Origin of the sequence: Nitratireductor sp. PBL-C9, from assembly GCF_050877045.1 — a bacterium.
GTDB classification, from domain to species: domain Bacteria; phylum Pseudomonadota; class Alphaproteobacteria; order Rhizobiales; family Rhizobiaceae; genus Nitratireductor; species Nitratireductor aquimarinus.
Map to the genome: position 1 here is coordinate 229569 of NZ_JBPAXW010000005.1, position 18824 is coordinate 248392.

Sequence of the window (18824 nt, forward strand, 5' to 3'; positions counted from 1 at the left end):
CCCTCAGGCGCTGGCCGCATCCTGCAGCCGCAACTGGATACGCTTGTTTCCATTCCAGTGATTGGCCGCCAGCGTGCCCGCCACGTGAATGGTCGCACCGCGATTGCCAAACAGGAAATTGCCGAGATCCGTTTCCGCCGCACGGAAAGCAATCGCCTCCATGCGCGCGCCGGTCTGTGAGCGCAGTTCGGCGCGGATATGGCCATTGCCCACCACACGCGCATCCGCCAGACGGTGGCGCGGCAGCGCCAGAACCGGCGTCGAATGCCCGGACCCGAAAGGCCCGGCCGTCTCCAGTGCATCGAGCAGCGCAAGGTTCGCGCCATCGGCAGAAAGCGCTGCATCGATCTTGAGGCTCTCAGCGTCGCGCAGCCGCTTTACTGCACTCGCCGCCCGCTCCTCGAAGAAGGCGCGCAGCGGCCCAAGCTTCTCGCGCTCAACCGTAATGCCGGCAGCCATCGCATGCCCGCCGCCCTTGACCAGAATGCCCTCGGCCACCGCCTCGCGCACGATCTTGCCGAGATCGAAACCGGGAATGGAGCGGCCGGAGCCGGTGCCCTTGCCATTCGGACCGAAGGCGATGGCGAAGGTCGGTCGCCTTGCGTGATCCTTGAGACGGGAGGCGAGCAGCCCGACAATGCCCGGGTGCCAGCGGTCGCTTGCCGTTACCAGAACCGCAGGCCCCTCGCCCGAAATCAGTTCTGCATCGGCCTCCGCCTTCGCCTCGGCCAGCATCACCGTTTCCATTTCCTGCCGCTCGGTGTTCAACCGGTCGAGCGTCTCGGCGATCTTGGCAGCCTCGGCCGGATCGTCGCTGGCGAGCAGATTGCTGCCCAGCGCCGCATTGCCGATGCGCCCGCCCGCATTGATGCGCGGGCCGATCATGAAGCCCAGATGGTAGGGGTTGAGCGGTTCGCCGATGCGCGACACCCGCGCCAGCGCAGCCAGTCCCGGCGTGTTCATCTGGCGCGCGGCCACAAGCCCTTTCACCACGAAAGCACGGTTGACGCCAACGAGCGGCACCACGTCGCAGACCGTGCCCAGCGCCACCAGATCAAGAAGGCCGAGCAGGTTCGGCGGCGGCTTGGAGACACCGCCCTGACGCAGATGCTTCGCGGTCTGGACAAGCGCCAGAAACACGACGCCCGCAGCGCACAGGAACCCCTGGCCGGAAAGATCGTCCTCGCGATTGGGGTTCACCACCGCAACCGCATCCGGCAGATCGCCGCCCACCTGGTGGTGATCGAGCACGACCACATCCGCGCCCGCCTCGTTGGCGGCGGCGATGGCGGCGGCGCTGTTGACGCCGCAATCGACGGTAACGATGAGGCTCGCACGCCCCGCAAGGTCGCGCATCGCGTCGGGATTGGGGCCGTAGCCCTCGAAAATGCGGTCGGGAATATAGATCTCGGCATCGATGCCGTAATGCCCGAAAAAGCGCTTCATCATGGCCGAGGAAACAGCGCCATCGACGTCGTAATCGCCGAAGATCGCCACCTTTTCGCCGCGCCGCACCGCATGGGCGAGCCGCTCGGCAGCCTTGTCCATGTCGGTCAGCGTTGCCGGATCTGGCAAGAGATCGCGAATGGTGGGATCGAGGAAGCGCTCTGCATCATCGATATCCACCCCGCGACCGGCCAGAACCCGCGCCACGATTTCGGGAATGCCATGGGTCTGCGCCATGGCCAGCGCAGCGTTCTCGCCGCGCAGGTCAAGCCGATGCTCCCACGCAAGACCGCGTGCGGAGTGCCGGACATCGAGGAAATACCGTTTTTCGCCAGTCATTACCGCCTACGTTTCACAGCGGCCGAACAAAGGCAAGCGGGCCGTAACCCGCCTGGATATTTGTGCGTCCTCTCGGACGCACAAAGGACGATCTAAACCTATTGATCAAGCGTCGGAGCGCCCAGAAAGCCGCCCCTCCACTTTTCGGTCCGATGCATTAGATCGCCGTGCGTCCATCAGGACGCACAAAGGACGATCTAAATCATTGATGGAGCATCGGAATGACCCGAAAACCGGATCCCACTTTTCGGTCCGATGCTCTAAAACTTGTCCAGATCCTGGTGGCGGGCGATGATCTCGCGCACCGTCTGCGAAGAAGAGCGCATGACGATGGTGTGGGTGGAGATCTGGTCACGGCCGAACTTCACGCCTGAAAGCAGGTTGCCGTCCGTCACGCCGGTCGCAGCGAACAGAACGTCGCCCTTGGCCATCTCGTCCATGCGGTAGACCTTGGCGGGATCGGAAATTCCCATCTTGGCCGCGCGCGCCACCTTTTCCTCGGTGTTGAGCTGCAGACGTCCCTGCATCTGGCCGCCAATGCAGCGCAGGGCGGCAGCCGCCAGAACGCCTTCCGGCGCGCCACCGATGCCCAGATAGATGTCGATGCCGGTTTCGTCCGGGTCGGTCGTGTGGATCACGCCGGCCACGTCGCCATCGCCGATCAGGCGAATTGCAGCGCCGGTGCCGCGCACTTCCTCGATCAGGCGCGCATGGCGCGGACGATCGAGAATGCAGGCCGTGATCTCATTGACCGGAACGCCCTTGGCCTTGGCCAGCGCTTCGATGTTCTCCACGGCCGGCGCATCGAGATCGACAACGCCCTCGGGATAGCCCGGGCCGACGGCAATCTTTTCCATGTAGACGTCGGGCGCATAAAGCAGGCTGCCGCGCTCTGCGATGGCGATCACCGCCAGCGAGTTCGGCAGGTTCTTGGCGCAGATCGTGGTGCCTTCCAGCGGGTCGAGCGCGATGTCGACTTCCGGGCCTTCGCCCACGCCCACTTCCTCACCGATGTAAAGCATCGGCGCTTCGTCGCGTTCGCCTTCGCCGATCACCACCGTGCCCTGAATGGGCAGGCGGTTGAGTTCGGAGCGCATCGCGTCGACGGCCACCTGATCGGCGGCCTTCTCGTCACCACGTCCGCGCAGCCGCGCTGCAGCCACAGCCGCGCGCTCCGTCACACGAACGAGTTCCAGCGTGAGAATGCGGTCGAGACCCGCCTGCGAGGCTTTCAACATTGACTCAAATCCTGATGTTCTTCCGCTCCCCATGAGCGGGCCGGCTTCTTGTGACAAAGACGGCGCGGGACGGCAAGTCCCTCACCGCCCCGTCAAAAACATGAATCGATTGAATAAATGTGACAGACGCTAAACCTGCGTCAGGCTGCCCGCTCGATGCGGATAACCTGGGGCTTGTCGACCATGTGACCGTCCGCAATCACACCATCCACCGCCTTGCGCACGGCTTCCTCGGTGGTCTCATGGGTCACGAGAATCACGTTCTTCTGATCCTCCGGCAGACCGCCATCGGCGTGCTGAACGATGGATTCCAGCGAAATCTCGTTATCGGCCATACGCTTGGCAATGGCTGCGAACACGCCGGCGCGGTCATGCACGGTCATGCGGATGAAGTAGCCGCCCTCATGCGCACGCATGCGCGCACGCTGGTAAGGCTTCAGCTTCGCGGCCGGACGCCCGAAGACCGGGCCATGCTGGAAGCCGGGCCGGCTCTTGGCGATATCCGCCATGTCGCCGATCACGGCAGAGGCCGTCGCATTGCCGCCGGCGCCGGGGCCGGAGAGCAGGAGCTCGCCCAGAACATCGGTCTCGATTGCCACGGCGTTGGTCACGCCGTGCACCTGAGCGATCACGGACTGCGTGGGAACCATGGTCGGGTGCACGCGCTGCTCGATGCCGCTGTCGGTGCGCTGCGCGACGCCCAGAAGCTTGATGCGGTAGCCGAGTTCGCTGGCGGCGCGAATATCGGCCTGGCTGATGTTGGAAATGCCTTCCATGTAGATGTCGTCAGCCGAGATCTGGCAGCCAAAGGCAAGGCTCGTGAGGATCGAGAGCTTGTGCGCCGTGTCGTGTCCCTCGATATCGAAGGTCGGATCGGCTTCGGCATAACCAAGACGCTGAGCCTCTGCGAGGCAGTCCTCAAAGGAAAGCCCCTCTTCTTCCATCCGCGTCAGAATGTAGTTGGCCGTACCATTCATGATGCCGAACACGCGGCTCACATCATTACCGGCCAGCGCTTCGCGCATGGTCTTGATGACCGGAATGCCGCCAGCGACCGCCGCCTCATAGTTGAGGAGAACGCCCTTTTCCTCAGCAATCGTCGCCAGCGCCACGCCATGTTTGGACAGAAGCGCCTTGTTGGCGGTCACCACGTGATGACCAGCCTCAAGCGCTGCCTTCACCGCGTCATAGGCAGGGCCGCTATCGCCGCCGATCAGTTCGACGAACACGTCGATATCAGACGAACGGGCGAGCTCCACCGGATCATCGAACCACTTTGCATTGCCGAGATCGACGCCACGGTCACGGGTTCGGTCGCGCGCCGAGACAGCCGTGAGCGTCATCATGCGTCCGCATTGCCTGGTCAGTTCCGCTTCCTTCTCCGTCATGCAGCGCACGACAGAAGCTCCTACGGTTCCCAAACCCGCAATTCCAATACGCAACGCTTCGGACATGATGCGGCGTGCTCCTTCTTGAACAGTCTGTAAGTGGGACTCAGCGACGGGCGCCGAGCGGGATGACGTTGTCGGTGTTTTCGGGCGCCGTTGCAAGGAAGCGCTTGATGCTGCGCGCCGCCTGGCGAATCCGGTGCTCGTTCTCCACCAGTGCAATGCGCACATGCTGATCGCCAAACTCGCCGAAACCGATGCCCGGCGCGACCGCCACCTCCGCCTTCTCGACCAGCAGCTTGGAAAACTCAAGCGAGCCAAGCGCGCGATAGGCTTCGGGGATCGGCACCCAGGCAAACATGGTGGCCGGCGGAGGCGGAACCTCCCAGCCTGCGCGACCAAAAGACTCGACGAGCACATCGCGGCGGCGGTGATAGACCTCGCGCACCTCTTCGATCTCGGAGCCATCGGAATTGAGCGCGGCGGCAGCAGCCACCTGGATCGGCGTGAACGCGCCATAGTCCAGATAGGACTTCACCCGCGAGAGCGCTGCGATCAGACGCTCATTGCCGACCGCAAACCCCATGCGCCAGCCGGGCATGGAGAAGGTCTTCGACATGGAGGTGAACTCCACCGTCACATCCATTGCGCCCGGAACCTCCAGAACGGAGGGCGGCGGGTTGCCGTCGAAATAGATTTCCGAATAGGCGAGATCCGACAAAATGATGAGGTCATTCTTGCGGGCGAACGCAACGACGTCCCTGTAGAAATCGAGCGACGCCATACAGGCCGTCGGATTTGACGGATAGTTGAGGATCAGCGCCAGCGGCTTTGGCGTCGAATAGCGCACCGCGCGTTCAAGCGCGGGAATGAAATTCTCATCCGGCTCGGCGGGAATGGCGCGCACGACGCCGCCCGACATGATGAAGCCGAATGTATGGATCGGATAGGTCGGGTTCGGGCAAAGAACCACATCGCCCGGCGCGGTGATCGCCTGGGCCATGTTGGCAAAACCTTCCTTCGAGCCAAGCGTCGCGACAATCTGGGTCTCGGGATCAAGCTTCACACCAAAGCGGCGCTCATAATAAGCCGCCTGCGCACGGCGCAATCCCGGAATGCCCCGCGAAGAAGAATAGCGATGCGTGCGCGGATCGCGCACCACGTCGCACAGCTTGTCGACAATGGCCTGCGGCGTCGGCAGGTCGGGATTGCCCATTCCGAGATCGATGATGTCCGCGCCGCGCGCTCGCGCGCTGGCTTTCAGGCGGTTTACCTGTTCGAAAACATAAGGCGGAAGCCGGCGGATCTTATGGAATTCTTCCATCATCGTACCTCAAAACGGGATGCGCGATGCCGCGCCCGGTCCTCATATACCCAATCCCGTCAACGGTCGAGAGCAGGAACCCCGTCCCTACTCGGTCTTTTCGATTTCCTGAAGCTGCCGCTCGGCATGGGTTTTCGCCAGATTGCGCAGACGGCGCGCCTCGGCATCCGCATTATTTGCCGGCGCACTGTTCTCCAGCCTTTGCCGCGTCGCTGTCAGGTCGCGCATCAGCGCATCCTTTTCCGAAGGCGCGATGGGCGCGGTCGCCGAGGCCGGCGGCACATTCAGGTCAGGATACGCGCCGGTCACATTTGCACCCGGTGTGGGCGCACCCGGTGTCGGCTTCTGCGACGGCGTTGCCGCCGTGCGCGGGGCGGGTTGTGGAGCCACGGGCGGCGTGCGGAGGGCGGCGGCGGGCGCTGCATCCTCCAGGCTTGCGCTCATGCACCCCCCCAGAATCGGCGGCAACGCAACCACCGGAGCGAGAAGCGCGACTGCGCGAAAAAAACCGCCGTGAGATTTGATTTTCATATTCTCTTCCGATTCAAGCCACTACCATGCATGATGGCAGAGGGGGAGCCTCCCGTCAGATTATGTTAACACCGCGCCCGTTGAAAGGCGCGTTTAGGTTGTAGGCGCAGAACATGGCTCATGAAAAGCAGACCAATGGCGCAGAAAACCAAGCAGACAGCACGGTAGAGCAGTATTTCGCAAAAGATCCGCAGCGTTTTGCGCAGAATCTGGCGCAGGCGCTCGAAGAGCTCGGCAAGGCGGCCGCCTCCTGGAGGCAGGCCCGCGAAAGTGGCGAATCGACCGACATTTCCGCAGCGCCCCTCGCCGACATGGTCAAAACGTTCTCCCGCGTCAGTGAATACTGGCTGAGCGATCCGGCGCGCGCACTGGAGGCGCAGACGCGGCTCTTTGGCGAGTTCATGGGCATCTGGGCGAATGCGATCCGCCGCATGAGCGAAGACAACATCGCCGACTATGCGCCGGCATCCGACAGGGACAAGCGGTTTCAGGACCCCGAATGGGGCCGCAACGCCTTTTTCAGCTTCCTGAAACAGGCCTATCTGGTTACCGCGCGCTGGGCGGCCGACCTGGTTGATGGAGCCGACAATCTGGATGAGGCGACGCGCCACAAGGCCCGCTTCTATGTCGAGCAGATGAGCCAGGCCCTCTCGCCGTCGAACTTCCTGCTCACCAATCCCGAGCTTTACCGTGAAACCATGGCGAGCGACGGCGAAAATCTCGTGCGCGGCATGCGCATGCTCGCCGAGGACATCGCCGCTGGCAAGGGCGACCTGAAACTGCGCCAGTCCGACGCCTCCAAGTTCAAGGTGGGCGAGAACATCGCCACCACGCCGGGCAAGGTCATCGCCCGCAACCGGCTTGTGGAAGTGCTGCAATACGAGCCGACCACCAAGAAAGCTTTCAAGCGGCCCTTGCTCATCGTGCCGCCATGGATCAACAAGTTCTACATTCTCGACCTCAACCCCAAGCGCTCCTTCATCCGCTGGGCGGTGGAACAGGGCCACACGGTGTTTGTCATCTCGTGGATCAACCCGGATGAGCGCCACGCCTGTCTGGACTGGGGTGATTACATTGATGAGGGCATTCGCTTCGCGCTCGACACGATCGAACAGGCGACGGGCGAGAAGCAGGTCAACGCAATGGGCTATTGCGTGGGCGGCACGCTGCTTGCCGCAGGCCTCGCGCTGATGGCGGCAGAGGGTGAGCAACGCATCGCGTCTGCAACCTTCCTCACAACGCAGGTGGACTTCACCTTTGCCGGCGATCTCAAGGTCTTTGTCGATGAAGAGCAGATAAAGGCGCTGGACGCGGCAATGCGTGAACGCGGTTTTCTGGACGCCACACGCATGGCCACCGCCTTCAACATGCTGCGCGCGGGCGACCTGATCTGGCCCTATGTGGTCAACAACTACCTGCGCGGTCAGGCGCCCCTGCCCTTTGACCTTCTCTACTGGAACTCCGATTCCACCCGGCTCGCAGCGGCGAACCACTCCTATTACCTGCGCAACTGCTATCTGGAGAACAATCTCTCGCAGGGTCGCGCGGTGCTGCGCGGCAGGACGCTGCATCTGGAAGATGTCGACATACCGATCTTCAACCTCGCCACCCGCGAGGATCACATCGCGCCTGCGAAATCCGTCTTTTTGGGAAGCCGTTTCTTCGGTGGACCGGTGGAGTTCGTGCTCGCGGGGTCCGGCCACATCGCCGGCGTGATCAACCCGCCCGAGATGAAGAAATACCAGTTCTGGAGCGGACCGAAGCCTGAAGGCGAACTGGACGACTGGATGGCGCAGGCGAAGGAGAACGCGGGCTCCTGGTGGCCCAGATGGCACGAATGGATCACCGGCCTCGACAAGGAAGAGGTAAAGGCGCGCAAACCCGCAAAAGGCAAGAAAGCTCTGGCCGACGCACCCGGAGATTATGTTCGCACCCGCGCCTGATCACGCCCTTGGATAAGGACCAAAACCTTGATCACGCGTTGTAACCGAACGAAAGAAGCTTTTACGCACTGAGCCGGGTCTCTGGCCTATGCTTAAAAGCTAACATGTTGTTGCCTTAATTGTTTTCTAACGCCTATGATAGTTATCCACATGGGGACCAAGATTCGTTAGCAGACAAACGGTGGCTGCATGCCCGTAACCGGGCATGGGTTGTTTGGTTCGTGAATTCATATGAGGGGGCAGACTTCTGTTGCTGGGGGACGAGAGCGGAAAGCGCTGTATGAAGTTGATGAGTAGCGGGCGTGCGAGCCTTGCCAGCGTTCTTTGCGCTCTTTTTCTTGCTTCATGCTCCACCACATCAGATCCGGTAACGCAGTTCGGCCTGACACCGACCGATTTGCAGGCGAGCGCCGGCGAAGACGGGTTTGAGGCCAGCGACAGCGACCTTATTGCCGCAGCACCCGGCGAAGAGAATGCCGCTGAAGGCAGCAGTGTTCCACTCCCGGCAGCGCGCCCCGGCTCCCAAACGGCGGCCACCCCGGCCCCGGAACCCCAGACACAGACCGCTCAGACGAATGAGCAGCCCCCGGCCGGCGAGACAGCGCCGGTAGAGACCGCAGCGCAACAGGCTGTCGAAACCACGACGCAGACAGCCGCCGCAGAGGTTCCCCAGCCTGCAGCCCGCCCGGCGGAAACAGAAACCGCGGAGGCAGAAGCCGTCGCAGCAGCCGAGGCGGAAGCATCCGCCAAGAAACAGACTTTCCTTGCCGCCTTCTTCTCGGCTCGCGAGCCGAAGGCCGCCCAGGCCGCGGAAAGAGCGGCCCGCCCGCTCATCGACCCGAAGAAGACGCAAAAGAAGGCCGAAGAGAAACCCAAAGTGGTTCTCGCCGCCACCTCCGAGAGCCGGCCCGTAACGGCATCCCTCGGCACCGGCGCGGCCCTTCCCGGCGTGCGCCAGGGTGACAGCCTGTTCGAATTCTCGAGCAAGTCCGGCGCGGACGATGATGCCGACGCCGACATTTACGAAGAAGAGCCTGCCTATCAGGTCGCCTCTGCGGCCGGCATGGCGCGCCTTGCGCCCAATGGCCTCCTCAAGCAGCGCGAAAGCGTCGACACTGCCTGCCTGAAGCCAGCGCTCGTTGGCATGCTCAAGGCCATTGAGCGCCACTACGGCAAACGAATCGTCGTTACCTCCGGCTATCGCAGCCCCAACTACAACCGTCGCGTCCGTGGCGCCCGCAAGTCGCTGCACATGTATTGCGCGGCAGCCGACATCCAGATTTCGGGCGTCAGCAAATGGGAGCTGGCCAAGTTCGTTCGCTCCATGCCGGGCCGTGGTGGTGTAGGCACCTATTGCCACACGAAATCCGTGCATGTGGACGTCGGTCCGGAGCGCGATTGGAACTGGCGCTGCCGCCGCAGAAAATAATTTTGAAAAAAATGCATGTTCCATCAATTGATGGGTTGCCCCATGCAGCGAAGCTTACTATAAGCCGTCTCGTTCTCGAGCGCGCCCATCGTCTAGCGGTCTAGGACGCCGCCCTTTCACGGCGGAAACACGGGTTCGAGTCCCGTTGGGCGTGCCAGTTTCTTTCCCGAAATTGCACATAGTAAAACGTCAGCCGAATGCTTCGGTTTGACCCGCTCTCGCAGTCCGCGTACTTGTCGGATGCAGATGTCTTCGACACATGGCCAGTCGCCTACCGTCGAGACCTTGGGAGAAAGGCGGGGAGAATGCAGGGCGTACTGACCGCCATTTCGAATACGCTCGGCTTTGCAGCCTCGCATGCGCGATTCTTTCTGATAGCCGGGCTTGTGGCGGGAATCGCTTCTCCGGCAGCAGCACACGCCGCAAAGCCATGGATTGCGGAAATGATCGCCGGCCTGCTCTTTCTTGCAGCGCTGCGCGTCGGCCCCAGAGCCCTCATCGGCGCATTGAGCGACCTGAGGCAGTCACTGGTCGCCACGCTCGCCTTTCAGCTGGCGCTTCCCCTCGCTTTCGCCCTCTTCTTCCTCGCCATCGGCTGGACCGGCGTTCTGCCCACCGCTCTGGTGCTCATGGCCGCAGCCGCGCCCGTTTCCGGCAGCCCACATCTGGCGATCATGACGGGAAACGATCCTGCACCGGTCATGCGGGTCATGACGCTCGGCACCGCGCTCCTGCCACTCACCGTTCTGCCCGTATTCTGGCTCACGCCCGCGCTGGGGAGCGCTGACGTGATTCTGGCGGCCGCAGGCCGTCTGCTGGCCGTTATCGCGCTGGCGGTCTCTGCTGCCTTCCTGCTGCGCCGATTCGCGTTACGCAGTCCCGGCCCCGCCGCCATACGCTCGATCGACGGTCTTTCCGCGATTCTCATGGGTGTGGTCGTTGTGGGGCTCATGTCCGCCGTTGGCGAAACCCTGCTGGTCGACCCCGCCCTCGTGGGTCTCAACCTCGCCATTGCCTTCGCAGCGAACTTTCTTCTGCAGCTTGCCGTGACCACACTTCTGGAACGCTCCGGCTCCAAAGCCATTGCAGCGCCTCTGGGCATTGCCGCCGGCAACCGCAATATCGGCCTCTTCCTCACTGCGCTTCCTGCGAGCGTCACCGATTCACTTCTGCTCTTTATCGGCTGCTATCAGATCCCCATGTATCTGACGCCGCTCGTGCTCGGCCGTTATTACCGTAAGCGCGCAGCGATAAGTGCCCACGGCCAGCCGTCCACCTGAATCAGCGCTTGCAGAAGCCCACGCAACCCGCTGAAAAGACTCTCCCTTCGGAAAGGCCCAAATGCAGTTTCCAGAGCCCCTGATCGAAGCCCGGCTGATCCGCCGCTACAAGCGCTTCCTGGCCGATGTCATCCTGCAGGATGGAACGCAGACAACGGTTTCGGTGCCCAACACCGGCTCCATGCTGGGCCTGACCGCTGAAGGGTCACGCGTCTTTCTCTCCCACTCCGACGATCCCAAGCGCAAATACGCCCATCGCCTGGAGATCGTGGAGGCGGACGACACGCTGGTCGGAATCAACACCGGCCTGCCCAACAGGCTCGCCGAAGAAGCAATCCGCGCCGGCCTCGTTTCCGATCTTGCCGCCTACCCCGTCCTGAAGCGCGAGCAACGCTACGGAGAGCGCTCGCGCATCGACATGCTTCTGGAGGCCGCAGACCGCGCCTGCGCCTATGTGGAGGTCAAGAACGTCCACTTCATGCGCGAGCCGGGGCTGGCCGAGTTCCCCGACACGGTCACGGAGCGCGGCGCGCGGCACCTGCATGAGCTCATCGGCATGCGCGCCGCCGGCCACCGCGCAATCATGATCTATCTGGTGCAGCGCGGCGACTGCGACCGCTTCCGCCTCTGTGGCGATCTGGACCCCGCCTATGCTGCGGCTTTTGCGCAGGCCAGCGCCGCCGGGGTTGAAGCTTACGCCATCAAATGCCAAATCACCCCTGAAGCCATCCGCCCGGATCGTCTGATAGACATCGTGCGATAAAAGCCGCAAAATCCGGCACAACGATTATTGAACAAAGCGCAAGCGAACCAAAGCCCCATGGTCACCTATCTCGAAGCAGACTCCGCCCCCATGCGTAATACCGGCCAGATCCGCCTTTACGGCGAAGAGGGCTTTGAAGGCATGCGCAAGGCGTGCAACCTCACGGCGCGCTGCCTTGATGAGCTGGCAGACCGCGTCGCGCCGGGCGTGACGACCAACGAGATCGACCGTTTCGTCTTCGAGTTCGGCATGGACCATGGCGCCATTCCCGCGACGCTCAACTATCGCGGCTACACAAAGTCCACCTGCACCTCGATCAACCATGTGGTCTGCCACGGCATTCCAGACAACAAGCCGCTGCGCGAAGGCGACATCGTGAACATCGACGTCACCTACATTCTCGACGGCTGGCACGGCGATTCGAGCCGCATGTATCCGGTGGGCACGATCAAGCGCGCGGCCGAACGGCTTCTCGAAGTCACGCATGAATGCCTCATGCGCGGCATCGCCGCCGTAAAGCCGGGTGCACGCACCGGCGCAATCGGCGCCGCCATCCAGTCCTATGCGGAAGGCGAGCGCTGCTCTGTGGTGCGCGATTTCTGCGGCCATGGCCTCGGACAGCTGTTCCACGACGCGCCGAACATTCTGCACTATGGCACTCCGAGCGAAGGCGTCGAGATGCGGCCTGGCATGATCTTCACCATTGAGCCGATGATCAATCTTGGCCGTCCGCATGTGAAGGTGCTCTCGGATGGCTGGACGGCCGTGACGCGCGACCGCTCGCTTTCGGCTCAGTATGAGCACTCAATCGGCGTCACCGAAACCGGTTGTGAAATCTTCACCCTTTCGCCTGCAGGGCTCGACCGCCCCGGCCTCTCCGCCTAAACTGCTCTACCGGTGCGTGCAGTCCGTTGCGGACTCACGCCTGTTTGAGCGGTGCAAGGGGGGAGGCACTTATGGGCAGGCAGGACGAGCACACATTCTTTGCTGAAGGGCCAGTCGGACCGACCACGAAGATAGAACGCGCAAAGCCAGCGCGAAAACCGCACTATCACGGCCATCGAGACAGGTTACGGCAGCGCTTCGCCGACAATGGAAGCGAAGCGCTTCTGGATTACGAGCTTCTCGAACTCTTCCTCTTCCGCTCCATTCCCCGCGCAGACACCAAGGGGCCGGCAAAGGCCCTTCTGGAGCGCTTCGGTTCACTCCCCGAAGTGCTCGGCGCGCCAGAGCGCCTTCTGCAGGAAGTGGAAGGCATTGGCGAGGCTGCCGCACGCGATCTCAAGATTGCCGCCACCCTCGCCCGACGCATGCTGAAAGCCGAACTGCGCGGCCGCCACCTGCTGACCTCCTGGTCACAGGTCATCGACTATTGCATGGCCTCCATGGCGCACGAGCAGATAGAACAGTTTCGCGTCCTGTTCCTCGACAAGAAGAATCAGCTCATTGCCGACGAAGTGCAGCAGACCGGCACGGTCGACCACACACCGGTCTATCCGCGCGAACTCGTTCGGCGCGCGCTGGAACTGTCGGCGAGCGCCGTGGTGCTGGTGCACAACCACCCTTCGGGCGACCCGACGCCGTCACGCGCCGATATCGAGATGACCAAAACCATCGTGCAAACCGCGACGCCGCTCGGCATCGCCGTGCATGATCACATCATCATCGGCAAGAACGGCCATGTGAGCTTCAAGGGGCTACAGCTCTTCTAGAGCGCCGTGCATTCAGATGCACAAAGGACGCTCTAACCTATTGAAACTGCGCATCGTGCTTTCCGAAAATCGATTCCGATTTTCGGGCCGATGCTCTAGCCTGCGCCCACCATCCCGCGCGAAACGGGAAGCCCCGCCAGACAGCAATGGCAGGGCAGCGCTGCTACGCGGCCGATTTACCAACAAGGCATGCAGAAATGCATCGCACCCATGCTAAAAAGCATAACTCATTGATATTTTTGGAATTTTGACTCTGGTCAAATTCCACCTCGAACCTCCGGGCTACGACTTTCGTAGCAATGCCTGCCTGCAGATTCGCGGGCTAGCCAAACTCATTGGAGGTCACATGGATCTTGCAAGACGGATGTTCATGGGGCAGCTCGCGCGGCTTGCCGCGGGCGCCAGCCTCGTGCCACTGGCCACGGTGGCGGAAGCCGCCATCAACGACCAGCCGCCGCGTCGCGGCGGTGATCCCACAAAGCGCTACGCCATGCTGATCGACCTGCGCCGCTGCATCGGTTGCCAGGCCTGCACGGTTTCGTGCCATCTGGAAAACGATGCGCCGCTGGGCAAGTTCCGCACCATCGTGTCGCAATATGAGGTCGACGATCCTGAGACGGGCGACATGTCGACCTTCTTCCTGCCACGGCTGTGCAATCACTGCGACAACCCGCCCTGCGTGCCGGTCTGCCCGGTGCAGGCCACCTATCAGCAGGAAGACGGCATCGTCGTCGTCGATGCGGAACGCTGCGTCGGCTGCGCCTATTGCGTACAGGCCTGCCCCTATGATGCGCGCTTCATCAACGACAAGACGCAGACCGCCGACAAGTGCACATTCTGCACCCACCGGCTGGAAGCCGGTCTTCTGCCGGCCTGTGTTGAAAGCTGCGTCGGCGGCGCGCGCATCATCGGCGATCTGAACGATCCCGAAAGCACCATTGCCCGCATGATCGCCGAGCACCGGGACGAATTGCAGGTTCTGCAGCCCGAAAAGGGAACGCTGCCGCACGTCTTCTATCTCGGCATGGATGAACGCTTCGTCGACCGCCCCGAGGCCTTCGCCTCGATCTGGGAAATCCGTGGCACGGACAATGAGGAGTTGCACTATGAATTCAGCGGTCATTGAGATCCTCGCGCCACGCTACCAGATCGCCTGGTACCCATGGGCCGTGCAGTACTTTTTCATGATTGCGCTGGCCTATGCCTCGCTCTGGCTGGCCCTGCCGGGTCTTCTCGGCGCACGCCGCTGGAAGGCGACGGCGCGCTATGCGCTCCTTGGCGCGATGACAACCGCCATCGTTGCCCCCATCGCGCTTCTGGCCGATCTGCATCAGCCGCTGCGGTTCTGGCATTTTTATGCCTACTTCACACCGTGGTCGTGGATGTCCATCGGCAGCCTCATGCTGCCGCCCTTCGTCTTCGCGATCATAGCGCTCGCCTGGCTTGTCTGGCGCGAGCCCATGCTGGCCTGGCGCACGCGTGACGACATGACCGGCCTCATCGCCCGCATCGCCACGCTTGGCGGCTGGCAGACCCCGCGCTTCGCAGTCGTTGCACTTGCGCTGTTCGCTGCCGTGATGTCGTTCGCCATTGCCATCTACACCGGCAGCGAAGTGGCCATCCTCAAAGGTCGTCCGCTGTGGAACACGCAATGGCTCCTGCCCTTCTTCGCAGCCACGGGCTTCATCGGCGCTGCCGGTCTGGTGCTCGTGCTCAACCGCTTCACCGGCACGCGCGACGCCGACACCGACCGCAACATGCTGATGGTGGTTGTCGCCGCCGCGGTGGTGACGGCGCTTGTGGCCCTTGCCTGGGCGCTTGAGGGAATCTTCGTGGAAGACAGCTCCGTCGCAGCCGCCATCCAGTCGGTGCGCCACAGCGCCGAATGGCGATCCACGGCCATCTGGAGCCTCTCCATCGGCGCATCCATGACGCTTGTCAGCTTCCTGCTCGTGTGGCGCAACGGCGCGCGCATCTGGGGCTGGATCATCGGGCTGGTGGCGCTGCATCTCGCCTGGATGGCCCGCTGGAACGTGCTGATGGACGTGCAGACGGTGCAGAAGCAGACCGCCGGCTATCTCGAATATGTGGTTGGCTGGGGGTCCAGCGGCTGGCTCGGCGTGATCGGAACCTTCGGGCTCTGGATCGCCCTCCTGCTCGTCATCGACATGTTCGTACCGTGGAAACAGGCGCTCGACGGCCCCGCCGATGCGCCCGCAGAAAAGACCGACATCTCCGCCAAGGGAGTTCCCAGCCATGGATAAGAACCGCCGCAACCTGCTCAAGGGTGGCGTTGCCGCCGCCGGCGCAGCCACTTTCGTCGCCGGCTATTCCGAGCCGCTGACCCGCATGGCCAAGGGCCTGACCGGCAGCTCGGGCGAAAAGCCCCGCCACCCCGTCTACGGCAATGCGCTCGATCCCGAATACAGGGTCGATCTCGAAACCGGCGCGATGGAGCTCAATCCCGACCAGCGCGTCGCCTTCACCGTCTGCTATGGCTGCACCACCAAATGCGGCGTGCGGGTGCGCATCGACAACAACACCGAAGAGGTGCTGCGCTCGATCGGCAACCCGTTCAACCCGCTGTCCTCGGAGGTGCACACCGACGAGACCATGCCGGTCAAGGATGCGCTCCTGCGCACCACCGCCTATGCCGATCAGGGCTGGGCCAACCGCTCCACCACCTGCGCGCGCGGCAATGCCATGATCGCGCAGATGACCAGCCCGCAGCGCGTCACCGCGTGCCTGAAGCGCACGGGAAAACGCGGCGAAGGCAAGTGGGAGACGATCAGCTTCGAGCAGCTCATCGAGGAAATCGTCGAGGGCGGCGATCTGTTCGGCGAAGGCCAGGTGGACGGACTTGCCGCGATCAACGACTATGAGACGCCGCTCGACCCGGAAAACCCCGAATACGGCCCCATGACCAACCAGCTTCTGGTCATGGAAGCCACCGATTATGGACGTTCGGCCCTTCTGCGCCGTTTCTCCGACAAGGCGTTCGGCACCCGCAATTATGGCCATCACGGCTCCTATTGCGGCCTCGCCTTCCGCATGGGCGCGGGCGCGATGATGAACGATCTCGCCAAGAACGCCCATGTAAAGCCCGACTATGAAAAGGCCACGTTCGGCCTGTTCGTCGGCACCGCGCCATCACAGGCCGGCAACCCGTTCAAGCGGCAGGGACGGCTTCTGTCCAAGGCGCGTGTCGACGGTTCGCTCGAATACATGGTCGTGGATCCGGCGCTGAACGCCTCGGTCGCGCGCGCCGCCGGCAAACGCGCCAACTGGGTGCCGGTCAAGCCGGGCACCGATGCCGCGCTCGGCATGGCGCTCATCAAGCTCCTGTTCGACAATGAAGGCTATGCGGCCGACTATCTGGCGATCCCCAACCCGGATGCCGCCAGAGCCGCCGGCGAGCCTTCCAACAGCAATGCGACGCATCTGGTTATCATCGACGAGAACCATCCGCGCGCCGGCGCTTTCCTGCGCGAGTCCGATCTCGGCCTCAAGGAAGCCGGTAGCGAGGACGATGCGCCCATGGTCGTGGATGCCAATGGCCAGATCGTGCCGGCCAACGCCGTCGATCAGGCAGCGCTCTTTGCCGCTGAAACCGTCACGCTGGCGGATGGCAACACCATTGAGGTGCGCACCGGCCTGCGTCTGCTTCGTGACGAGGCGGAAGCGCACACGCTGGACGAAATGTCGGAGACCTGCGGCATCCCCGTCGCGCGCATGCAGGAGATGGCCGACAAGCTGGCCGAGCATGGCCGCACCGCCGTGGTCGACTGCCATGGCGGCATGATGTCGGGTGCCGGTTTCTATGCAGCCTTCTCGCTGCAATTGCTCAACGTGCTTCTCGGCAACATCAACCACACCGGCGGCAACGCCCATGGCGGCGGCAATTTCAACGGCACTGCCGGAGGCCCCCGCTACGACCTCGCGGGCTTCCAAGGCGCGCGCAAGCCAAAGGGCGTGTTCCTGTCGCGCTCGCGCTTCCCCTATGAGAAGACGAGCGAGTTCAAGCGTCTCAAGGCCGAGGGCAAGAACCCCTACCCGGCCCGTGCGCCCTGGCGTCGGCTGGCGCCGCCGGTCCTGACCGACCACATCACCGCTGCCGTGGAAGGATATCCCTACCCGATCAAGGCGATGATCGGCGTCATGTGCAATCCGATGTACGGCCAGGCCGGCCTCAGGGCCGTGCTGCGCGACAAGCTTGCCGATCCCAAAGTGCTGCCGCTCTATGTGGCCGTGGATGGTTTCATCAACGAGACCAACACCTACGCCGACTACATCGTGCCGGATTCGGTCATGTATGAAGTCTGGGGCTTCACGGGCGCTTGGTCGGGCAACTTGACCAAGATGACCACGGCCTGCTGGCCCATCGTCGAGCCACGTCAGGCGAAGACGCAGGACGGCGAGCCCGTGAGCATGGACAGTTTCTTCATCGCACTGTCCAAGCGTCTCGGCCTCAAGGGCTTTGGCGATGCAGCCATCACCGACGCCAATGGCGGCAAGCATCCGCTCAACCGGGCGGAAGACTTCTACCTGCGTGCGGCGGCCAACATCGCCTTCACCGGCGAGACGCTTCCCGACGCCAGCGAAGAAGACATCCGCTTCTCGGGCCTGGAACGCCTTCTGCCGGCCATCGAGGCCACCCTGCCGGCAGAAGAGCGCGGCCCCGTGGCGCATCTTTATTCGCGTGGCGGCCGGTTCCAGACTTTCGCCGACGCGCGCAAGGGGGATACGCTCGGCAATCTGTGGAAGCGCCAGCTCTGCGTCTGGAACGAGGATGTGGGCACCTGCGTCGACAGCATGACCGGCAAGCGCCTGTTCGGCACTGCAAAGCTGCAGCCGCCGGTCATGGCCGATGGTTCACCCATGCGCGATCACTTCACCGAGGAGGAATGGCCGATGCTCGCCTTCTCCTACAAGTCGAACGTGATGAACAGCTATGCCATCGGGCTTGAGCGGCTGCGCATGATCAAGCCCTACAACCCCATGCTCGTCAACAGCGAGGATGCGGCGGCGCTCGGCGTCGCCCATGGTGACGAGATCGTGGTGGAAAGCCCCGGTGGCGCCATTCGCGGACTGGCGATCGTCACCAATGGCGTGATGCCCGGCACGATCGGTATCGAGCACAGTTTCGGCCATACGGAGCTGGGCGCGCGCGATCATGTGATCGACGACAGGACCATGGCCGGCAATCCGTGGATTGCGGCCGGCGTCAACATCAACGATCTGGGCTTTGCCGACCCGACACGGCAGACGCTGGGCACCTGGCTGGAGCCCGTGTCAGGCGCATCCGTGCGTCAGGGCCTGCCGATCCGGGTCCGCGCTGCCTGATCAAAGCCCAACGACGGTCTCAAGCCCTCGCGCCATGCGCGGGGGCTTTGTCTTGAAAACGCGGCATGCGCCCTGATTTGAGCGATGG

The 18824-nt window shown here is 62.9% G+C and carries 14 protein-coding genes and 1 tRNA gene; 10 read left to right on the top strand and 5 right to left on the bottom strand.

Features of this window, described 5'->3' with window-relative positions; genetic code table 11:
* Positions 1–3: 3 nt before the first annotated feature.
* The 5 genes from recJ to ACRTG1_RS12820 all read right to left on the bottom strand — a co-directional run bounded on the left by recJ (position 4) and on the right by ACRTG1_RS12820 (position 6179).
* Positions 4–1785: a single-stranded-DNA-specific exonuclease RecJ gene (recJ, locus tag ACRTG1_RS12800; RefSeq protein ID WP_432516223.1), complete on the bottom strand. Its 1782-nt coding sequence runs from the start codon at positions 1783–1785 to the stop codon at positions 4–6.
* A gap of 260 nt (positions 1786–2045) precedes the next feature.
* Positions 2046–3023, bottom strand: coding sequence for a class II fructose-bisphosphatase (gene glpX / locus ACRTG1_RS12805; protein WP_113155452.1), 978 nt, complete (start codon positions 3021–3023; stop codon positions 2046–2048).
* 140 nt (positions 3024–3163) lie between these two features.
* Positions 3164–4477, bottom strand: a complete 1314-nt coding sequence (locus ACRTG1_RS12810) for a homoserine dehydrogenase (protein WP_113155453.1) — start codon at positions 4475–4477, stop codon at positions 3164–3166.
* A gap of 40 nt (positions 4478–4517) precedes the next feature.
* Positions 4518–5738, bottom strand: a complete 1221-nt coding sequence (locus ACRTG1_RS12815; RefSeq protein WP_206546348.1) for an LL-diaminopimelate aminotransferase — start codon at positions 5736–5738, stop codon at positions 4518–4520.
* A gap of 84 nt (positions 5739–5822) precedes the next feature.
* Positions 5823–6179 carry a hypothetical protein gene (locus ACRTG1_RS12820; RefSeq protein WP_432516224.1) on the bottom strand — a complete coding sequence of 119 codons (357 nt, stop codon included), beginning with the start codon at positions 6177–6179 and terminating at the stop codon, positions 5823–5825.
* A gap of 200 nt (positions 6180–6379) precedes the next feature.
* On the opposite strand from ACRTG1_RS12820, the gene ACRTG1_RS12825 reads away from it, so the two are divergent.
* From ACRTG1_RS12825 to ACRTG1_RS12870, 10 genes are all read left to right on the top strand, one after another.
* On the top strand, positions 6380–8209 hold the full coding sequence (locus ACRTG1_RS12825; protein ID WP_113155455.1) for a PHA/PHB synthase family protein: 1830 nt from the start codon (positions 6380–6382) through the stop codon (positions 8207–8209).
* A gap of 280 nt (positions 8210–8489) precedes the next feature.
* Positions 8490–9638: a D-Ala-D-Ala carboxypeptidase family metallohydrolase gene (locus ACRTG1_RS12830; RefSeq protein WP_432516225.1), complete on the top strand. Its 1149-nt coding sequence runs from the start codon at positions 8490–8492 to the stop codon at positions 9636–9638.
* Between the two features lie 81 nt (positions 9639–9719).
* Positions 9720–9795 (top strand) — tRNA-Glu (locus ACRTG1_RS12835).
* 148 nt (positions 9796–9943) lie between these two features.
* On the top strand, positions 9944–10918 hold the full coding sequence (locus tag ACRTG1_RS12840; RefSeq protein WP_210344230.1) for a hypothetical protein: 975 nt from the start codon (positions 9944–9946) through the stop codon (positions 10916–10918).
* A gap of 61 nt (positions 10919–10979) precedes the next feature.
* Complete coding sequence (sfsA, locus tag ACRTG1_RS12845) at positions 10980–11681, top strand: DNA/RNA nuclease SfsA (protein ID WP_113155457.1); 702 nt, start codon at positions 10980–10982, stop codon at positions 11679–11681.
* A 57-nt stretch (positions 11682–11738) separates the two neighbouring features.
* Positions 11739–12566, top strand: a complete 828-nt coding sequence (map, locus tag ACRTG1_RS12850) for a type I methionyl aminopeptidase (RefSeq protein WP_113155458.1) — start codon at positions 11739–11741, stop codon at positions 12564–12566.
* Between the two features lie 71 nt (positions 12567–12637).
* Positions 12638–13393, top strand: coding sequence for a RadC family protein (gene radC / locus ACRTG1_RS12855; RefSeq protein WP_206546353.1), 756 nt, complete (start codon positions 12638–12640; stop codon positions 13391–13393).
* Between the two features lie 346 nt (positions 13394–13739).
* The gene (gene dsrO / locus ACRTG1_RS12860) at positions 13740–14519 is read left to right on the top strand and encodes a sulfate reduction electron transfer complex DsrMKJOP subunit DsrO (RefSeq protein ID WP_113155460.1); all 780 of its coding nucleotides are present in this window, start codon (positions 13740–13742) and stop codon (positions 14517–14519) included.
* Positions 14500–15657 (top strand): NrfD/PsrC family molybdoenzyme membrane anchor subunit, encoded by a 1158-nt coding sequence (gene nrfD, locus ACRTG1_RS12865; RefSeq protein WP_317087882.1) that lies wholly within the window; start codon positions 14500–14502, stop codon positions 15655–15657. Before dsrO ends, nrfD begins: the two co-directional genes overlap by 20 nt.
* Positions 15650–18736, top strand: coding sequence for a molybdopterin dinucleotide binding domain-containing protein (locus tag ACRTG1_RS12870; RefSeq protein ID WP_432516226.1), 3087 nt, complete (start codon positions 15650–15652; stop codon positions 18734–18736). Before nrfD ends, ACRTG1_RS12870 begins: the two co-directional genes overlap by 8 nt.
* Positions 18737–18824: the final 88 nt, after the last annotated feature.

Coding starts and splice junctions, on each gene's coding strand:
- ACRTG1_RS12870 (WP_432516226.1), top strand. CDS start 15,650: ATGGATAAGAACCGCCGCAACCTGCTCAAGGGTGGCGTTGCCGCCGCC.
- ACRTG1_RS12830 (WP_432516225.1), top strand. CDS start 8,490: ATGAAGTTGATGAGTAGCGGGCGTGCGAGCCTTGCCAGCGTTCTTTGC.
- recJ (WP_432516223.1), bottom strand. CDS start 1,785: ATGACTGGCGAAAAACGGTATTTCCTCGATGTCCGGCACTCCGCACGC.
- ACRTG1_RS12825 (WP_113155455.1), top strand. CDS start 6,380: ATGGCTCATGAAAAGCAGACCAATGGCGCAGAAAACCAAGCAGACAGC.
- ACRTG1_RS12810 (WP_113155453.1), bottom strand. CDS start 4,477: ATGTCCGAAGCGTTGCGTATTGGAATTGCGGGTTTGGGAACCGTAGGA.
- nrfD (WP_317087882.1), top strand. CDS start 14,500: ATGAATTCAGCGGTCATTGAGATCCTCGCGCCACGCTACCAGATCGCC.
- radC (WP_206546353.1), top strand. CDS start 12,638: ATGGGCAGGCAGGACGAGCACACATTCTTTGCTGAAGGGCCAGTCGGA.
- glpX (WP_113155452.1), bottom strand. CDS start 3,023: ATGTTGAAAGCCTCGCAGGCGGGTCTCGACCGCATTCTCACGCTGGAA.
- sfsA (WP_113155457.1), top strand. CDS start 10,980: ATGCAGTTTCCAGAGCCCCTGATCGAAGCCCGGCTGATCCGCCGCTAC.
- ACRTG1_RS12840 (WP_210344230.1), top strand. CDS start 9,944: ATGCAGGGCGTACTGACCGCCATTTCGAATACGCTCGGCTTTGCAGCC.
- ACRTG1_RS12815 (WP_206546348.1), bottom strand. CDS start 5,738: ATGATGGAAGAATTCCATAAGATCCGCCGGCTTCCGCCTTATGTTTTC.
- ACRTG1_RS12820 (WP_432516224.1), bottom strand. CDS start 6,179: ATGAGCGCAAGCCTGGAGGATGCAGCGCCCGCCGCCGCCCTCCGCACG.
- dsrO (WP_113155460.1), top strand. CDS start 13,740: ATGGATCTTGCAAGACGGATGTTCATGGGGCAGCTCGCGCGGCTTGCC.
- map (WP_113155458.1), top strand. CDS start 11,739: ATGGTCACCTATCTCGAAGCAGACTCCGCCCCCATGCGTAATACCGGC.